Genomic DNA, 17,200 nt, shown 5'->3' on the forward strand with positions numbered 1-17,200 from the left:
AGTCTGTTGCAATCAGTGGACGCGGTGCCGGCGTCCGACACCGGTTGCCCGCACCGATGTGCGGGCAACCGACTCACCCCTCAGCAGGCTTGAATTTGCCGAGTCCCAGCGACTGAAATCCCACGACGTAGAACAACGTCCACAACACGGCCCAATCCACGAAACCCAGTGCATTGCCGTGTAATCCGTCGACAACTGCCGGCTCGTGAAGAATGTGCTCTGCTGCAAAGCGGTAATAGAACAAGAATGTGACCACCGCGAGCACAAACGTGAGCAGCGCGCGGATCGCCAGGTTGACCCCGTCCGCAAAGCCCGTGGGTTTGTTACCGAAGGCGTTGGCCCAGAAGATCATCCAGAATGCCCAGCACACACCGAGCTGCGCCGGGAATTGATGGATCACACCGCCCAACTCGGCAACGGCATCGCTTCCCAAAAGTGCCTTCACCACTGGAAGCGCCACGAAGTACAAGCCGGTTCCGACGGCGAAGTTACCGATCGTGGCTGCGAGCGCCGTCTTACCCCCGCCGCCGAACAGTCGCCACGGCCAGTTGTCGAGCGTCTGGCCAGTCAGGATCACGACCACCACGACGCAGTAGAACCACCCGAGCACGGTGTCGACGGTCATCAACGGATCCGTGGCGGACAGCGACACGGACGGCAGACCGAACACGAAGTACAGCGCCAGCGTCGGGACGGCGACAAACGCGATCTCACACAAACCCACCAACGGCTGCTTCATCCCCAGGGAAGTCCACGGCCAATGCTGCCAGTTCAGGACCACCATCACCCAGGTCCCAAAGCCGAAGAGTACGAACAGCGCACCCGCGAAATATCCGAGGCCGCCCTCACGATCGGCCGCGAAATCCGGGTACAAACTCCCCAAGCCGTTTGCCAGGAGCCACGTCACCACGACGGCGAAGACCGCGGTCGCGACCATGATCGCCAGGCCTTTCGCCGGCTGCGGGAGTCGGTCGAAGCCGGCGAACTCGCAATTGAAGCCGATGAACACCACAAAAAGGATTGCCCAGAAAAGCGCCGCGTTGAACGGCAGAGGATAGAAACTCCAGGGACTGGTGGTCGGATCGGCCAGAAGGTACCAACTCGCCACGGCCAGCACGAGAACGATCACGAGGTTCGCGATCCCGAACCCGATCCAGCGGCGTGACGGTTGTCGGCTCGGCGTGGCCGGTTCCGTGGGTGTGTCGACTGTAGCGGTCATGTGCCCTCTCCCAGATTGTCTCGCAAGATGATTCGCGAAGTGGTGGCGCAACTATGGAGCCGTCGCGCGGGGTACCGGGAGGGTTGCCGAGGGTTGCAACCGCTGCCCCATTCTGCGGAATTGCAACACGGTGCAACCCTTCCGCATTGTGGTCGCCGTCACATACAAATCACTCACCGGTTCACAACCGACTGGTTCACTGCTTACGAGGAGAAACTGCATGAGCATCACGGGCAAGGTAGTACTGGTCACCGGCGCCGGCCAAGGCATCGGACGCGGAATCGCTCTCCGCCTCGCCCACGACGGCGCCGACATCGCGTTGGTCGACCTCGACCAGACCAAGCTGGATGCGGTTGCCGACGAGATCAGACAGATCGGTCGTCGTGCGACGACGTTTATCGCCGATGTCAGCGATCGCGCGCAGGTTCACGCCGCAGTCGAACACGCGCACAGTGAGTTGAGCGGATTCGACGTCATCGTCAACAACGCGGGAATCGCTCTCGTCGGCCCGATCTCCGATGCGACGCCGGAAGAGGTCTCCAAGATCTGGAGCGTCAACGTCGACGGTGTCCTGTGGGGAATTCAAGCTGCAGCGGCAAAGTTCCAGGCGCTCGGTCAGCGCGGAAAGATCATCAACGCGTCGTCCATTGCCGGTCACGACGGGTTCGCCATGTTAGGTGTTTACAGCGCAACAAAATTCGCGGTCAGGGCCCTCACTCAGGCTGCGGCCAAGGAATACGCGTCCGACGGAATCACCGTCAACGCGTACTGCCCCGGCGTCGTGGGCACCGACATGTGGGTGACGATCGACAAGAGGTTCGCCGAGTTGACCGGTGCGCCAGAGGGCGCCACCTACGAGAAGTTCGTCGGCGGAATTGCGCTGGGTCGAGCTGAAACCCCCGACGACGTAGCCGGTTTCGTCTCGTACCTCGCTGGGCCCGATTCCGACTACATGACCGGGCAGGCCGGTCTCATCGACGGCGGCCTCGTCTACCGCTGACCGAGGTGTCTTCACTGAAAGCGGCGTCTTCGCCGAAAGCGGTGTCTTCACTGAAAAAGCGGTTGCCAGAGCCTGCGATGCCGCCCGGCGAGGATCCTCGCGACTACGCGAGGACCCTCGCCGCGGTGTACGACGCGACGATGGCCGGAGACCGCGCACCGGCCCGCCCGAGGGACGTGGTTCGCCAATCGTGGCAGCGCCTGCGCGAACTCGGTATCGATCCCGAGCACAGCCGGGTCGAACCGTCGATGGACGTCGCCGAACTCGATCTCCGTCGTCGTGAGTCCGGACTGTACGACGTCCTCGACGACGTGACACGCGGACTCGAATCGGTCACCGCGAGCGGTGAGAACATCATGGTCGTCGCAGATCTTCGCGGAACTGTACTGTGGCGCAGCGGTTCCCATCGCGTACTGGACCAAGCTGCGCGTCTGGGATTTGTCGAAGGGGCGAACTGGGCGGAGGACAACGTCGGCACCAATGCCATCGGAACGGCATTGGTGTCACGACAGGCGGTTCAGATCTTCTCGGCGGAACACTATGCGCGCAGCCATCATCCGTGGACGTGTGCGGGGGCGCCCATCCGCGATCCGCGGGACGACCGTGTCATCGGCGTCGTCGACATCAGTGGTCCTGCCAAGACCGTCCATCCCACGACGCTCGCTCTGGTCGACGCCGTCGCACGCCTCGCGCAATCACACCTGCGCGACAAGCATCGGGACAATCTCGATCAATTGCGTTCTGTTGCAGGGCCGATGCTTGCTCGTAGCGGATCACCGGCATTGGTGATCGATACTCATGGCTGGGTAGCGGCGGTCGATGCGCTACCTCATCGCTCGCGCGTGCTGCTCCCCGCGGCTTTGGCTCCCGGCAGGACGTGGTTCCCAGCTTTGGGTCTGTGCGAACTGGATCCACTTCCCGGCGGGTGGGTGGTCCGGCCGATCGCCACCGGCGAGAAAATCAGTGCGCCCACGGTGCATATCGATCTGCGCGATTCCGAGAACATGTCGGTGACCGTCACGTCGGGGTTGGGCGAATGGGCCTACTCCCCGACCCAGCGGCATGCGGAGATTCTGTTTCTCCTCGGATCCGAGAGGCGTGGACTGACCGCATCGCGGTTGGCGCAGGATCTTTTCGGTGACCCGGCCCGCACGGTGACCGCGCGGGCCGAGATGTCGCGTCTGCGCAAGAACCTTGCCGGAGTTGTTGCAGCGCAGCCGTACCGGTTCGTCGATGCAGCGCACGTCACGCTTTCCTGCCCCGACGACGGTGCACATCTGTTGCCGTTCTCGAACGCCCCGGCAGTTCGTGCCGCTCGCCTTACTCAGGCCGGTTCGGAGGCCTGAGTAAGCAACTGCAGAAACACCTCTTCGGGTTGAGCGCCGGATACTGCGACCGCACGGTTGGCGACGAAGAACGGAACGCCGCTGACCTGCAGTTGGCGGGCCATGGACAGATCTTCGCGAACAGCCTCGGCTGCGGCATCGGAGCCCAGTTGCTCGCGCACGACGTCGGCGTCGAGGCCGACGCTCACGGCCAGCTCGACCAGCACCTCACGGTCGTCGATCACCTTGCCGTCGCTGAAGTGCGCTTTGAACAGCGCTTCGAGGAGTTCGTTCTGCCGCTCACCCGCGAGATGCAGCAACCTGTGCGCATCAAAGGTGTTGGCGGCGATCACGGTGTCGAAGTCCAAGGTCAAGCCGACCTCGGCTGCCGTCGCGCTGACGTGGGCGAACATCTGACGTACCTGTTCAGGCGCCATCCCCTTCATCTCGACCAAGGCGTCGAGTTCGGTTCGTCCCTCTCCCACCGGGGTCTCCGGAGCGAGCTGGTACGAGCGCCAGATGACGTTGACGCGGTCCTTGTTCTCGAAACGATCCAGAGCCGAAAGGAACCTGGTCTTTCCGATGTAGCACCACGGACAAGCGACGTCAGACCACACTTCGATGGTCACGTCTTGGTCAATCACGATTTGATCAGTCACCGAAGGTGCAACAACGAACAGGGCCGGGATTAGTCCCGGCTCGCGTCACGAGGTCACAGAATCACGTGACCAGACCACACCGGAACGCGATCAACGACGCACTCACCCGGTTGGGCACACCGAGTTTGGCGAACAACGAGGAGATATGCGTCTTGACGGTGGTCTCACCGAGGTACAGCCGCTCCGCGATGACGCTGTTGGCCGCGCCTGTCGACAGGATTGTCAGCACTTCGCGCTCACGCTCGGTGAGCGAAGCGAGGGGAGTCAGGTCGGGTGCTTGCCGACGCGGCGCCGAGGCCACGATGGCACGTAGAGAATCGGAGCTGAACAACGAGTGGTCCGACGCCACCACCCGTACTGCCTGCTGGAACGCCTGTGGGGCCGCGTCCTTGCTCAGAAAACTGTGCGCGCCCGCCTCGACCGCCTGCACGACCATGTCGTCGACGTCGAAGGCGGTCATCGCAATGACCTTCGGCGGATTGCTCATGGTCATCAACTCTCGGGTGGCCTCCAAGCCACCGACCCGTGCCATCTTCAGATCCATCAGCACCACGTGCGGACGAAACCGAGTGACTTTGGCTGCGACCTGATCGCCGTCCTCGGCCTCGGCAACCACCACGATGTCCGGCGCTGCTTCCAGGATGTCCTTCATTCCGCGCCGAACCCAGGCGTCGTTGTCGACGATCAAAACTGTGATGCGCGAGTCAGCGTCCATAGTGCGCTCAGATTACCCAGAGCCCCCGACAGTCGGAGGGTGGGAGGGTTACGACGACCAGGGCACCCAGCAACTGACGAGGAAATCGTCCCCCAGCGCGCCTGCCTCCACCTTGCCGCCGATTTCTCTTGCCTGTTCGGCCAACCCGCGTAAGCCGGACCGCGAACCGATCGACGTCATGGGTGCAAGCTCGCTCAGCTTGTTGCGTGCGAGGATACGAATTCCGTCGTGCGGCGACCCGGTCACCGAAATGACGAGCATCTGGTCGCTCGCGTACTTCTGGACGTTGGTCAACGATTCCTGAACGACGCGATAACAGACGTGCCCCGCCAACATTCCGACATCACCCGGGAGCAACTCCGATTCGAGACGGCAGTGAATGCCCGCGGCGCGTGCACCGTTGACCAGATCGCCGATCGCGTCGATCCCCTGGTGCCCGCCGTGTTCGCGGCGATCACCGCTTCCCCTGAGCACTCCGACGATTCCCTTCAATTCGTCCAAAGCCTCGTGCGCGGTGGTTCTGATCATCGCAGCGGTGTTGACGACCTTCTCGGGATTGTCTGCCGCGCTGACCTGTAACCCACCGGCGAACAACGAAATCCGGCTCAGACTGGCCGCGATCGTGTCGTGCATGTCGCGCGCGATCCGCGTTCGTTCCTCGGTGCGAATCATCTCGTCGCGCATCACGTCTGTTTTCTCGGTGGCAAGATCCCGTACGTGCTCTGCCTCGACGAGTTCGGTTCTGGTCCGAATCAGGAGCGAGAGCGCCACGACGATGCCGACCATGACGGCTGCGACGAGCCACGGGATCCAGATGGCGACGTCGTATTGAACAACCGCCGAACCGTCCTTGGGTTTCATCGTTCCCATCGTGAGAACGGAGTACTCACGATTGCGAAAAGCGTCGTAGGTCAACGAAATTCCGCACGCGACGAAGACAGCTGCCGCAGCGGCAGCAAGCCGAGGCCCACGCGCGATCCGAGCAACGGCGAACAATGCGATGAGCGCCGCCGTCGCATCGGTGGGGAAGAACAACGGGCCGACCAGCGTAATCGCCAGAACCACCCAGGGATACTGATGGCGCCACACAAGCGATATCCCACCGGCCACGCCCAGGACGAACCCGATACCGACCAATACCGGTGGCATATTTCCCGACGCGCCTGCGATGCCCACCGTCATGAAGGAACAGAAAAGGCTGAACGCGACAGCGGCGGTAGTCCATACGCGTCGTCGCACAACGGTCCCTTTGGTGGTGATCACCGAGCAAGCGTATCCACCGCCACCGACGCCTCGAATCAGCCGAACGGGTGGACGAACCGCCAGGCTCCGACCGAAAGGATGAGGCGGACCGATCTTTCGACCGAAGCGGTGAGCAGTCCTCACATCGTTGACTTGTGCCATACCAACTCTCGAAAGGCGCACATCATGCGATCACTCCGCACTCCCCTCGCCCTCCTCGCCGTCGGCGCAGCCCTGTTCGCAACCATCGCCTCGGGCGAGACCGACGAAGCGAAGAAGGTCGACGACAACGGTTCTTCCGCCGCACCTGCGGCCGCCTTCGGAATCGGTGACGTCGTCGAACTGGGCGACTGGCGCGTCCAGGTACACGGCGTCGTCGATCCCTACGTCTCGACCAATCAGTTCATCACCGCTGATCCCGGAAACCGCTACGTCGTGGTCGACACCGAGGTCACCAACAACAGTGACAAGCCGTCGACGGTCTCGTCGATGATGTGCTTCGAACTGCAGGACTCGGCAAACAAGTCGTACAACATCACGTTCACCGACAGCAGCACGTCGAGTGTCGACGGAGAGCTTGCGCCGGGCGCTGCCAAGCGAGGCGAATTGGCGTACGAGGTCCCCGAAGCCGCCACCGGTCTGCGCCTTCAGTTCAAGTGCGATCTGTTCTCGTCCGGCTCGGCAACCATCAACCTGTCGTGAATCGTCCGGGCGATCTGCTGCTGAATCCGTGGGCACTGGTCTCGGTGGCCGTCATCTTGATCAACGACCACGTACTCAAAGGGGCATTCGGGAACACGATGACGGGCAAGCTGTCCGACGTCGCCGGTGTGTTCCTGCTTCCCCTGCTTCTGCTCTCGGTTCTCGAGGTGCTCAGGCGAAGTCTGGTGGGGCGAGCAGCGATCGCCTGGTCCATCGCGGTCACGGGGATCGGCTTCGCCGCCGTGAAGGTGATACCGCCGATCGGCGACGCATACGAGTGGGTGATCGGGTTTCTCCGCCTGACCGCAGGAGGATTCCGCGGAGATCTCTTGCCGATCCTGGTCTATCGCGATCCCTCGGACCTGTGGGTGCTCCCGATCCTGTTCGCGAGCTACCTGGTCGTCACACACCACCGCACTCGGGCGCCGGAGGGGGCGCCCGAGCGCGAGATGATCAGTCCAGGGCCGCATCCAACGTGATGTCGACGCCGGTCAGTGCCTTGCTGACCGGGCAGGTTTCCTTGGCCGCCTGGGCAACCTTGGCAAAACCGTCGGCGTCGAGGCCGTCGACCTCGGCGCGAACGGTGAGCTTGATTCCGGTGAGCTTGAATCCGACCGCGTCGGGGCCGAGTGACACGTCCGCGGTGATGTCGAGGCTCTGCGGGGTCCCGCCGGCCTCGGCGATCAGGGCCGACAACTGCATCGCGTAGCAGGACGAATGCGCCGCGGCGATGAGTTCCTCGGGGCTGGTGGTTCCGCCGGCCTCCTCAGCTGCGCGCTTGGGGAACGACACGTCGAAGGTGGCGACGCCCGAGCTGGTGAGTTCCACCTGCCCCGATCCGGCCTCGAGGGTGCCGTTCCAGGCGGTGCGTGCGGTACGAGTTGGCATTGCTGTCCCTACTTCCGTCTTCACATGATTCGGTGAACGCCTTGCGATCACGAACCTACCCGCGATACGTGAAGTCACACCTACTGTTTCGGACGGGACTACCCGAGGAGCGTCGCGGACAGCAGTTTCTCGACGCGGGCCTGCGCGGAGTTCTCCGAGGAAAAGTGCACGATTCGGCCGATGTCGAAGACCAGTCCGAGCGCCGCGTGGACGAGAAACCGCGCTTGGACGATCGACAACTCCGGACGCGCCTCGACACACAAGTGCGCCCACTCCTCGACGTTCAAACGCTGAATGTTGCGCAACTCGGTCCGTGATCGATCCGGCAAACTGCCGATCTCGGCAAAGTACACGGCCAACAGTTCGCTGGTTCCGAACGAAACCTCGACGTACATCTTCGCCAACGTCTCGACGGCCGCGAGAGGAGTCTCCGACTCAGCCAACGCCGAGCCCAACGTCATAGTCAGACGATCGGACGCACGGTGGAAGGCCGCAGCAAGAAGGTCGGCCTTGCTCGCGAAGTGCCGATACACACTCGACGCGTTGATACCCGCCGCGGCACCGATCTCCTCGATGCTCACGTCGTGGTAGCCGCGCTGATAGAACAGCAACACTGCTTCCTGAAGCAGCACTTCGCGTTTCGACGTCCGTACGAGGCCTGTTTTGCGTTCGGACGCCCCTGCCCTCGCGCCGTCCTCCTCGGCAGCGGGCAATTCGACGCCGATGACGGACCAGCATGCCGCAAGAATCAGCGCTTCGATCTGCTTGGCGGACAACGCGGATCGATGACCGGTGATACTGGCGATCACACTGAGCACGGCGGGCGCGATGAGTTCTACATCCGCCGGGTCGAGTTCCGGACGAACCGCTGCCAGCGGCTCGGCGATCCGAAGATTGAGCGTGCGCATTCCCACCCGCAATTGCTCACGATCCTCGTCGACCAGGTACCTGCCCTCCCATCGGTAGAGCCCTCCCCGGCGCCGATTCTCGATCGTCGCGCGGATGACACCCACCATCGTGGAGTTCAACTGCTCGCGTGGATTTTCGTTTCCGTGCACAGCTGGATCGCTGGCATCCAACAACGCCTGCGTCAGGTTGTTCACGGTGTAGACGAACAGGGCGTATTTCGTGGGGAAATGACGATAGAGGGCCGGACCGGAAATTCCGACCTTCGCTGCGATCTCGTCGATGCCCACCGCGTGGTAGCCACGTTCGCTGAATGCTTCCGCAGCAGCGGCCGCGATTTGCGCCTTCCGATTCTTCGGACGCGTCCGTGGTGCAGGGTCGCCGCCACGCACGGAGACGCGTGTCTGTCCGGGCACCTGACCCTCCACTTCCGTTGCTTTCTCTTGCACTGCCTTCGTCCGCTGCACCGCACTTCCACGGGCGCGAGTCCGAACGGATCATGTTAACCGTCGCGAAGGTCGCAATTCGCGCCCGGTACTGCTTCACCCGAAACCCTACAACGCAGTTGTAGCGGCGGACGGATTCCGGAAAAAGAGTCTTGACACCCGCTCTCTCAGCGGTGTTATGTTAGTGACGATTCGCACAACCTCGCACGTAGTCCGCTGGCGGGCTCGTTCCCTGCGGCGTGAAGTTTTCTTCGCCCGCAAGAGGGTTCGATGCCGAATGACCGACCGTAAGAAAGTAGTTGTGAGCAGATGATTCGCACTCGCTTCACCGAAATGTTCGGCGTTGACCATCCCATCGTGCAAGGGGGCATGATGTGGGTGGGACGGGCAGAACTTGTTGCGGCCACGGCAAATTCCGGCGCCCTCGGGTTCTTGACGGGCCTCACTCAACCCACACCGGAAGACCTCGTCAAGGAAATTGCTCGAACCCGCGATCTCACCGACAAGCCTTTCGGCGTCAATCTCACTATTCTGCCGTCGATCACGCCGCCGCCGTACGCCGAATACCGCCAGGCGATCATCGAATCCGGGATCAAGATCGTCGAAACCGCCGGTTCCAATCCGATCGATCATCTTCCGCGTTTCAAGGACGCGGACGTGAAGGTTATCCACAAGTGCACTGCAGTTCGACATGCGGTCAAAGCCGAGAGACTGGGCGTCGACGCCGTCAGCATCGACGGCTTCGAATGCGCCGGGCACCCAGGCGAGGACGACATACCAGGGCTCATTCTGATTCCGGCGGCCACGCAGCAACTCACGATTCCGGTGATCGCTTCAGGCGGAATCGCAGATTCACGTGGACTCGTCGCGGCGCTTGCGCTCGGAGCAGACGGCGTCAACATGGGAACTCGCTTCATGTGTACCGCGGAATCCCCTGTCGCACAATCGGTTAAAGAGCAGATTGTCGCAAACACCGAACGCGACACCAAGCTGATCTTCCGGACGCTTCACAACACCGCGCGCGTAGCCGCGAATGCGATCAGTGCCGAGGTCGTCGACATCGAAGCACGTGGCGACGCGCAGTTCAGCGACATTCAGCATCTGGTAGCCGGAGCCCGCGGACGCAAGGTCTTCGAGGACGGCGACCTCGATGCAGGCATCTGGTCCGCCGGACAGAGCCAAGGATTGATCAACGACATCCCGACCGTCGCCGACATGATCGACCGCATGGTCTCGGAGGCCGAACACCTCATCACCTCACGGCTTTCCGGATTCGTCACGGCTGTGAGCGCGGCATGACCGCCACCGCCGAGACGGGCTTTCGCTCCGAAATCACCGACGGTGTACTGCGATTGACCTTCGACCGCCCGAAGCGGATGAACGCGATCGATCTGCCCACGATGACTGCTTTCGCAGCTGCCGTCCACGACGGCGGCGCAGACCCGGCCGTTCGCACCATCGTCATCACCGGATCCGGTCGAGCGTTCTGCACCGGAGCCGACCTCGCCGCAGCGGCCGTCAACCCCGCAGACCCGAAAGTCGTCATGGATGCGGCGACTTCGCTGATTCGCGCCATCACCAGCGCCCCGGTCCCGGTGATCGCCGCGGTCAACGGCCCGGCCGCCGGCGTCGGAGTGTCCATCGCTCTCGCCGCGGACCTGACGTACGCCGCATCGAGCGCCTATTTCCTCCTCTCCTTCGTCAACATCGGCCTGATGCCCGACGGCGGCGCCAGTGCGTTGGTACCGGCAGCGATCGGACGCGCCCGAGCGGCCGAGATGGCATTGCTGGGCGAGCGAGTTTCCGCCGAGGACGCAGAGCGGTTCGGGCTCGTGTCCCGCACCGTCGCCGACGACGCGTTCGACGCACTCGTCGACTCCGTCGTCGATCGCACGTCGAAGGCTCCCCGACGCGCCCTCGAACTCACCAAGCGCGCGCTCAATGCGGTGACACTGGACCGCCTCGATGCTGCGCTGGAGCTCGAAAATACCGGTCAGGCAGAACTTCTCACTGGCGAGGACTTCAAAGAAGGCGCGATGGCGATGCTGCAGAAACGCGCGCCCCACTTCAAGTAATCACTGCGAATTTTCGTTAACAAAACCACTGTACGAATCGACGGCTCACTGTAGCCTGAGTCACACAATCACCCACGCATGAGAGGAACCCATCGATGGCCTCCACCGATGCAGTCTCCGAGGCGCAGCGTTCACGCCGCACCAACTGGAACAATCAGATCGCCAGGCATGCGCAGATGATTCCCGATCGCACCGCACTGCGATTCCTGGGCGATTCCATCACCTGGGGCACCCTCGACGCACGCGTCGAGAAGCTGGCGGACGCTCTTGCCCGACGCGGCGTCAGCTTCGGCGACCGCGTGCTCATCCTGATGCTCAACCGCCCCGAATACCTCGAGGTCGTGCTCGCGACCAACGCACTGGGCGCCATCGCTGTTCCGGTGAACTTCCGTCTGACACCACCCGAGGTCGCTTATCTGGTAAACGACTCCGGCTCCAAAGTCATTGTCGCCGAAGGACCGTTGGCTCCGTTGGCCGGAGCTGCACGAGCCGCGTCCGAGGGTATCGACATCTCCATCACCGTAGGCTCCCCCGCCGAGGGTGACAGCCTGAATTACGAGGACTTGATCAGCGAAGAGGGCGAGTCGCACGCGTTCGTCGACATCCCGGACGACACTCCTGCACTCATCATGTACACCTCGGGAACCACCGGTCGCCCCAAGGGCTCGGTGCTCTCCCACTCCAACCTGTCTTCGCAAGCATTGACCTGTATCAGGGCCTTCCACCTGTTCAATGCCGATTCCATCGGCTTCTGCGCGTCGCCCATGTTCCACATCGCAGCCCTCGGTTCCATAGCGCCGAGCCTGCAACTCGGCACGACCACGGTGATCCATCCGGTCGGCGCATTCGACCCGGGTCAACTACTCGACATTCTGGAAGCCGAGAAGGTCACCAGCTTGTTCCTCGTGCCCGTGCAATGGCAGGCCGTGTGCGCCGTACAGAAGGCGCAACCGCGAGCACTGTCGCTGAAGAACATCTCGTGGGGCGCCGCACCGTCGTCCGACACGATCCTGCGGGCAATGGCCGAAACCTTCCCGGACGCATTCAATGTCGCGGTCTTCGGACAGACCGAGATGTCGCCCATCACTTGCGTTCTCGACGGCGAGGATGCGATTCGTAAGCTCGGATCCGTCGGTCGGGTCATCCCGACCATCTCGGCCAGGGTCGTCGACGAGAACATGGACGACGTGGCGCCCGGTGAAATCGGTGAAATCGTCTACCGCGGGCCCACGATGATGAGCGAATACTGGAACAACCCCACCGCCACCGCTGACGCCTTCCACGGTGGATGGTTCCACTCCGGCGATCTCGTTCGAGTCGACGACGAAGGCTTCGTCTACGTCGTGGATCGCAAGAAGGACATGATCATCTCCGGCGGAGAGAACATCTACTGCGCGGAGGTGGAAAACGTCCTCTACGAACACGAATTGATCGTCGAAGCGGCCGTCGTCGGCCGCCCCGACGCCAAGTGGGGCGAGGTGCCCGTAGCGATCGTCGCGATGGCGCCAGGTTCAGCCGTGGACCTGACCATCGAGGAGCTGAGCAGCTTCCTCAACGATCGTCTCGCGCGCTACAAGCACCCGAAGGACATCGTCGTCGTGGAAGCACTGCCGCGCAATGCAAGCGGCAAGGTCGTCAAGGGTGAACTGCGAGAGAAGGTTCGAGCGGTCGACGCAGTTTCCTGACTTCACACGCAAACTGGCGGCACCTCCAGCGAGGTGCCGCCCGTTTGTGTGTGCCCGTCAAGCGCTCTGCGAATGCAACTTCCGATGCAGTTCTCGCACCAGCGGAACCAACTCCGGCACCGGGCCTTCGACCGGGACGTTCGGCGCAACCTCGTTGACGGACAGAGACTTCACCGGCGACGGAGCCACACCCCACTCCGCGAGCCAGTCGCCGAGTTGGGCCGAAGAGCAGATGTACACGATCCGTCCGAGGCCCACCCACGCGTGCGCGGCCGAACACATCGCGCAGTGCTCTCCCGAGGTGAACACCGTTGCCGTCGAACGCTCGTCCGGCGTCAGATACTGGGCCGCCCACCGAGCCAGCTCGAACTCGGGGTGGCGAGTGTTGTCGCCGCCCGCGATCCGGTTTCGATCTTCCGCCAGAAATGTTCCGTCGGCCGCTGCCAGGACGGAACCGAAAGGTTCGTCGCCCGCATCCAATGCTTCCGTTGCCAATTCGACGCAACGACGCAGGTGACCCAGTTCGATGTCGTTCATGTGTACGCCCTCTCCCGTGATACACGAAACGGGCGGCACCGGTGAGGTGCCGCCCGTTCGTTACCTACTCTGCTGTACTACTCTGCTGCGCTTTCGCTTTCGCCGGCCTTGGTCAGCTCGATCGGCGGTGCGTCCGGCACGTCGATCGGCTTCTTGGTAGGCGTGAACGTGAACTTCGCGTCCTCGCCCGAGCCTTCGCCGTCCCAGTTCTCGACGTCGACGAGCACGATGTGGCCGGGTCCGATCTCTCCGAAGAGGATCTTCTCGGACATCTGGTCCTCGATCTCGCGCTGGATGGTGCGACGCAGCGGTCGTGCACCCAGTACCGGATCGAATCCGCGCTTGGCCAGAAGCGACTTGGCCTTGTCGGTGACCTCCATGGCCATGTCCTTGTTCTTGAGTGCCGCCTCGACGCGAGCGAGCATCAGGTCGACCATCTGAACGATCTGCTCGTTCGTGAGCTGATGGAAGACGACGATGTCGTCGATACGGTTCAAGAACTCGGGACGGAAGTGCTTCTTCAGCTCGTCGTGAACCTTGAGCTTCATGCGCTCGTAGTTCGACTCCGTGCCCGTTCCCGAGCTGAAGCCCAGGCCGACTGCCTTGGAGATGTCAGACGTACCGAGGTTGGACGTGAAGATCAGCACCGTGTTCTTGAAGTCGACGGTACGTCCCTGACCGTCGGTGAGACGGCCGTCCTCGAGCACCTGCAGGAGGGTGTTGTAGATCTCCTGGTGTGCCTTCTCGATCTCGTCGAACAGCACAACGCTGAACGGCTTGCGGCGCACCTTCTCGGTGAGCTGGCCACCCTCTTCGTATCCGACGTACCCGGGAGGGGCACCGAACAGACGCGAAGCGGTGAAGCGGTCGTGGAACTCGCCCATGTCGATCTGGATCAGAGCGTCGTCGTCACCGAACAGGAAGTTGGCGAGCGACTTCGCGAGCTCCGTCTTACCGACACCGGACGGGCCGGCGAAGATGAACGAGCCCGAGGGACGCTTGGGATCCTTCAGACCTGCACGCGTACGACGGATCGCCTTCGAGACGGACTTGACCGCCTCTTCCTGGCCGATGATCCGCTTGTGCAGTTCCTCTTCCATGCGGAGCAGACGAGTGGTCTCCTCCTCGGTGAGCTTGAAGACGGGGATACCGGTCCAGTTGCCCAGAACCTCGGCGATCTGCTCGTCGTCGACCTCGGCAATGACGTCCAGGTCGCCCGCACGCCACTGCTTCTCACGCTCAGCGCGCTGAGCAACGAGGGTCTTCTCCTTGTCACGCAGGTTCGCAGCCTTCTCGAAGTCCTGCGCGTCGATCGCGGACTCCTTCTCGCGACGCGCGTCGGCGATGCGATCGTCGAATTCGCGCAGGTCCGGCGGTGCAGTCATCCGACGGATGCGCATTCGCGCGCCCGCCTCGTCGATGAGGTCGATCGCCTTGTCCGGCAAGAAGCGGTCGTTGATGTAGCGGTCGGCCAGCGTCGCCGCTGCCACGAGAGCACCGTCCGTGATGGAGACACGGTGGTGAGCCTCGTAGCGGTCACGAAGACCCTTGAGGATCTCGATGGTGTGCTCGACGGTCGGCTCGCCCACCTGAACGGGCTGGAAACGACGCTCGAGGGCAGCATCCTTCTCGATGTACTTGCGGTACTCGTCGAGCGTGGTGGCACCGATGGTCTGCAGCTCACCGCGAGCAAGCTTGGGCTTGAGGATGGAGGCCGCGTCGATAGCGCCCTCGGCCGCGCCCGCACCCACGAGGGTGTGCAGCTCGTCGATGAACAGGATGATGTCGCCGCGGGTGTTGATCTCCTTGAGAACCTTCTTCAGGCGCTCTTCGAAGTCACCGCGGTAACGGCTGCCGGCCACGAGCGACCCGAGGTCGAGCGTGTACAGCTGCTTGTCCTTGAGGGTCTCGGGGACCTCACCGTTGACGATTGCCTGAGCCAGGCCCTCGACCACAGCGGTCTTACCGACACCGGGTTCACCGATGAGAACCGGGTTGTTCTTGGTACGACGCGAGAGAACCTGCATGACACGCTCGATTTCCTTCGAGCGGCCGATGACCGGGTCCAGCTTGCCTTCGAGGGCAGCTTGCGTCAGGTTGCGACCGAACTGGTCGAGCACGAGCGAGGTGGACGGCGTGCCGGCCTCTCCGCGGGTGCCACCGGTTTCGGTGGGCTCTTTGCCCTGGTAGCCCGACAGCAGCTGGATGACCTGCTGGCGGACGCGGTTGAGATCGGCACCGAGCTTGACCAGAACCTGGGCTGCTACGCCCTCACCCTCACGGATGAGACCGAGCAGGATGTGCTCCGTACCGATGTAGTTGTGTCCGAGCTGCAGCGCTTCGCGCAGACTCAGCTCGAGGACTTTCTTGGCGCGCGGTGTGAAGGGGATGTGACCGGACGGAGCCTGCTGGCCCTGGCCGATGATCTCCTCGACCTGGCTGCGGACTCCCTCGAGGGAGATACCCAACGACTCCAACGACTTGGCTGCGACACCTTCGCCCTCGTGAATGAGGCCGAGAAGGATGTGCTCCGTGCCGATGTAGTTGTGGTTGAGCATCCTGGCTTCTTCTTGAGCCAGGACAACAACGCGCCGCGCGCGATCGGTGAACCTCTCGAACATCGCTCTCCCTCACACTCTCCGGCGGGCAGGTTCGAGACCGGATGTCTCGTCCCTGGTCGCCGCGTTTCGCTCCGGCACTACAGACTGATCGCCTCGCCGGTCAGCGGACTGACGTCCACGAATCGACAAAGGTTGCACGACCCCACTTATTACTCTAGAGGGCGCGAAGTCCACCTGCTGCTCCTCCACCCGATTGGCGGCGGAAGCCGGACTGCTTACCGTTCACAACGTCGCAGCTGAGGGAATCGTTTCCCGGTTCCTGTACGCCTGAAGCGAACAGCGATTTTCGACGCCTGATCAGCCGAATATCGGGAGTACCCGAGCGCACGGCACCTCACGCGGATTCGACGGATCCAGCGCGTTGAGCGTCAGAGTCGCCGTTCGCTGCGACGCCACCAGCGCGATGTGATCCGACAGGTCCTGCTCGCAACCGTCCTGAACAACTATGTTCGACGCGTTCGACGCGGCCAGTATTCCGCTGCTGTACGGAACGACCACTTGATCGAACCGAGTCACGATGTTGGTGTACTCGACGTCATCGGAGTAGACGCCCGCGTCGCGCAGTTCGGTGACGAAGCTGGCGTTGTCGAAATCCGGTCCCCCGACGCCTTCCGGCGGGCCGACCTCCGAGCCGTCCCACAACGGAGCGATGGAGACGATCTTGGAAACGTGCGTGTCACCGCCGAGGAACTTGGCGTAGTAGGCACTGACCGTCGTCCCCTGGGAGTGCCCGATCAGGTCGACCTTCGAGGCACCCGTCGCAGAGAGAACGTCGTCGACGAAGTCCGACAGCTGCCCTGCGCTGTCTCCGAGTGGTGCGAGACCGCCGGCCGCGGAAATCGGCCACGGCTGGTCCGTTCGATTCCCGAAGGTGAGCGCAAAAACGCAGTATCCCTCGTTGGCCAGTACGGGTGCGAGTACGCCCCAATTGGTCTGACGGTTGGCCGCCGTCCCGTGCACCAGGACGACGGGATCAGGATGAGCAGCGGAAGGCGTGCACGAGAAGTCGTTGGTGCCAGGGGCCGATCCGCCCGGGCTGGTCGCTTCGAGGGCGATTCCACTGAGGAAACCGGACGGAACGGGAAGAGGTTCGTTCGCCGACGCAAGAGACGGCGCGGACACGGCCACGGCTCCCGCCACAGCGAGAGCGCCCACGCATGTTCGAATCCCCACCGAAGGC

Annotated in this window: 16 protein-coding genes; 7 read left to right on the plus strand and 9 right to left on the minus strand. The window is 62.7% G+C overall.

The window, feature by feature from the left end:
• Window positions 1-73: 73 nt before the first annotated feature.
• Window positions 74-1,219 (minus strand): hypothetical protein, encoded by a 1,146-nt coding sequence (locus QRN54_RS02370; RefSeq protein WP_285181523.1) that lies wholly within the window; start codon window positions 1,217-1,219, stop codon window positions 74-76.
• A gap of 220 nt (window positions 1,220-1,439) precedes the next feature.
• Between QRN54_RS02370 and QRN54_RS02375 the strand changes: the two genes are divergently transcribed.
• Together QRN54_RS02375 and QRN54_RS02380 are read left to right on the plus strand one after the other, a co-directional pair.
• On the plus strand, window positions 1,440-2,219 hold the full coding sequence (locus QRN54_RS02375; protein WP_020906092.1) for an acetoin reductase: 780 nt from the start codon (window positions 1,440-1,442) through the stop codon (window positions 2,217-2,219).
• A gap of 77 nt (window positions 2,220-2,296) precedes the next feature.
• Entirely contained in the window at window positions 2,297-3,565 is a 1,269-nt protein-coding gene (locus tag QRN54_RS02380; protein WP_285181546.1) for a GAF domain-containing protein, read from the plus strand.
• On the opposite strand, the gene QRN54_RS02385 is transcribed toward QRN54_RS02380, so the two are convergent.
• The 3 genes from QRN54_RS02385 to QRN54_RS02395 form a co-directional block, all read right to left on the minus strand.
• On the minus strand, window positions 3,544-4,173 hold the full coding sequence (locus QRN54_RS02385; RefSeq protein WP_228232432.1) for a DsbA family oxidoreductase: 630 nt from the start codon (window positions 4,171-4,173) through the stop codon (window positions 3,544-3,546). The genes QRN54_RS02380 and QRN54_RS02385 overlap by 22 nt on opposite strands.
• Window positions 4,174-4,264: 91 nt before the next feature.
• A complete protein-coding gene (locus QRN54_RS02390; RefSeq protein WP_285181524.1) occupies window positions 4,265-4,918 on the minus strand; it encodes a response regulator in 654 nt (217 codons plus the stop codon).
• Window positions 4,919-4,966: 48 nt separating this feature from the next.
• On the minus strand, window positions 4,967-6,322 hold the full coding sequence (locus QRN54_RS02395; RefSeq protein ID WP_054781748.1) for a sensor histidine kinase: 1,356 nt from the start codon (window positions 6,320-6,322) through the stop codon (window positions 4,967-4,969).
• A gap of 24 nt (window positions 6,323-6,346) precedes the next feature.
• Between QRN54_RS02395 and QRN54_RS02400 the strand changes: the two genes are divergently transcribed.
• Together QRN54_RS02400 and QRN54_RS02405 are read left to right on the plus strand one after the other, a co-directional pair.
• Window positions 6,347-6,862, plus strand: coding sequence for a DUF4352 domain-containing protein (locus QRN54_RS02400; protein ID WP_003945701.1), 516 nt, complete (start codon window positions 6,347-6,349; stop codon window positions 6,860-6,862).
• Window positions 6,859-7,341 carry a hypothetical protein gene (locus QRN54_RS02405; RefSeq protein WP_064688642.1) on the plus strand — a complete coding sequence of 161 codons (483 nt, stop codon included), beginning with the start codon at window positions 6,859-6,861 and terminating at the stop codon, window positions 7,339-7,341. The genes QRN54_RS02400 and QRN54_RS02405 overlap by 4 nt, the downstream gene beginning before the upstream one ends.
• Here the strand turns inward: QRN54_RS02405 and QRN54_RS02410 are convergent.
• Window positions 7,316-7,750 (minus strand): OsmC family protein, encoded by a 435-nt coding sequence (locus QRN54_RS02410; protein WP_042923588.1) that lies wholly within the window; start codon window positions 7,748-7,750, stop codon window positions 7,316-7,318. The two genes, QRN54_RS02405 and QRN54_RS02410, sit on opposite strands and share 26 nt — an antisense overlap.
• Window positions 7,751-7,848: 98 nt before the next feature.
• Window positions 7,849-9,072 carry a TetR/AcrR family transcriptional regulator gene (locus tag QRN54_RS02415; protein WP_042923747.1) on the minus strand — a complete coding sequence of 408 codons (1,224 nt, stop codon included), beginning with the start codon at window positions 9,070-9,072 and terminating at the stop codon, window positions 7,849-7,851.
• 339 nt (window positions 9,073-9,411) lie between these two features.
• Here QRN54_RS02415 and QRN54_RS02420 point away from each other — a divergent pair, with 339 nt between their 5' ends.
• The 3 genes from QRN54_RS02420 to fadD5 all read left to right on the plus strand — a co-directional run bounded on the left by QRN54_RS02420 (window position 9,412) and on the right by fadD5 (window position 12,862).
• Window positions 9,412-10,401 (plus strand): NAD(P)H-dependent flavin oxidoreductase, encoded by a 990-nt coding sequence (locus QRN54_RS02420; RefSeq protein WP_285181525.1) that lies wholly within the window; start codon window positions 9,412-9,414, stop codon window positions 10,399-10,401.
• A complete protein-coding gene (locus QRN54_RS02425; protein ID WP_075832067.1) occupies window positions 10,398-11,177 on the plus strand; it encodes an enoyl-CoA hydratase in 780 nt (259 codons plus the stop codon). The genes QRN54_RS02420 and QRN54_RS02425 overlap by 4 nt, the downstream gene beginning before the upstream one ends.
• A 95-nt stretch (window positions 11,178-11,272) precedes the next feature.
• Complete coding sequence (gene fadD5, locus QRN54_RS02430; protein WP_054781987.1) at window positions 11,273-12,862, plus strand: fatty-acid--CoA ligase FadD5; 1,590 nt, start codon at window positions 11,273-11,275, stop codon at window positions 12,860-12,862.
• A gap of 57 nt (window positions 12,863-12,919) precedes the next feature.
• Here the strand turns inward: fadD5 and QRN54_RS02435 are convergent, their stop codons facing one another.
• The 3 genes from QRN54_RS02435 to QRN54_RS02445 all read right to left on the minus strand — a co-directional run bounded on the left by QRN54_RS02435 (window position 12,920) and on the right by QRN54_RS02445 (window position 17,175).
• Window positions 12,920-13,399, minus strand: coding sequence for a nucleoside deaminase (locus tag QRN54_RS02435; protein ID WP_042923578.1), 480 nt, complete (start codon window positions 13,397-13,399; stop codon window positions 12,920-12,922).
• 77 nt (window positions 13,400-13,476) lie between these two features.
• The gene (locus QRN54_RS02440) at window positions 13,477-16,020 is read right to left on the minus strand and encodes an ATP-dependent Clp protease ATP-binding subunit (protein WP_003945604.1); all 2,544 of its coding nucleotides are present in this window, start codon (window positions 16,018-16,020) and stop codon (window positions 13,477-13,479) included.
• 297 nt (window positions 16,021-16,317) lie between these two features.
• Window positions 16,318-17,175, minus strand: a complete 858-nt coding sequence (locus QRN54_RS02445; RefSeq protein ID WP_058039262.1) for an esterase/lipase family protein — start codon at window positions 17,173-17,175, stop codon at window positions 16,318-16,320.
• Window positions 17,176-17,200: the final 25 nt, after the last annotated feature.

The organism is Rhodococcus sp. MEB032 (assembly GCF_030208925.1).
GTDB lineage: Bacteria > Actinomycetota > Actinomycetes > Mycobacteriales > Mycobacteriaceae > Rhodococcus_F > Rhodococcus_F qingshengii.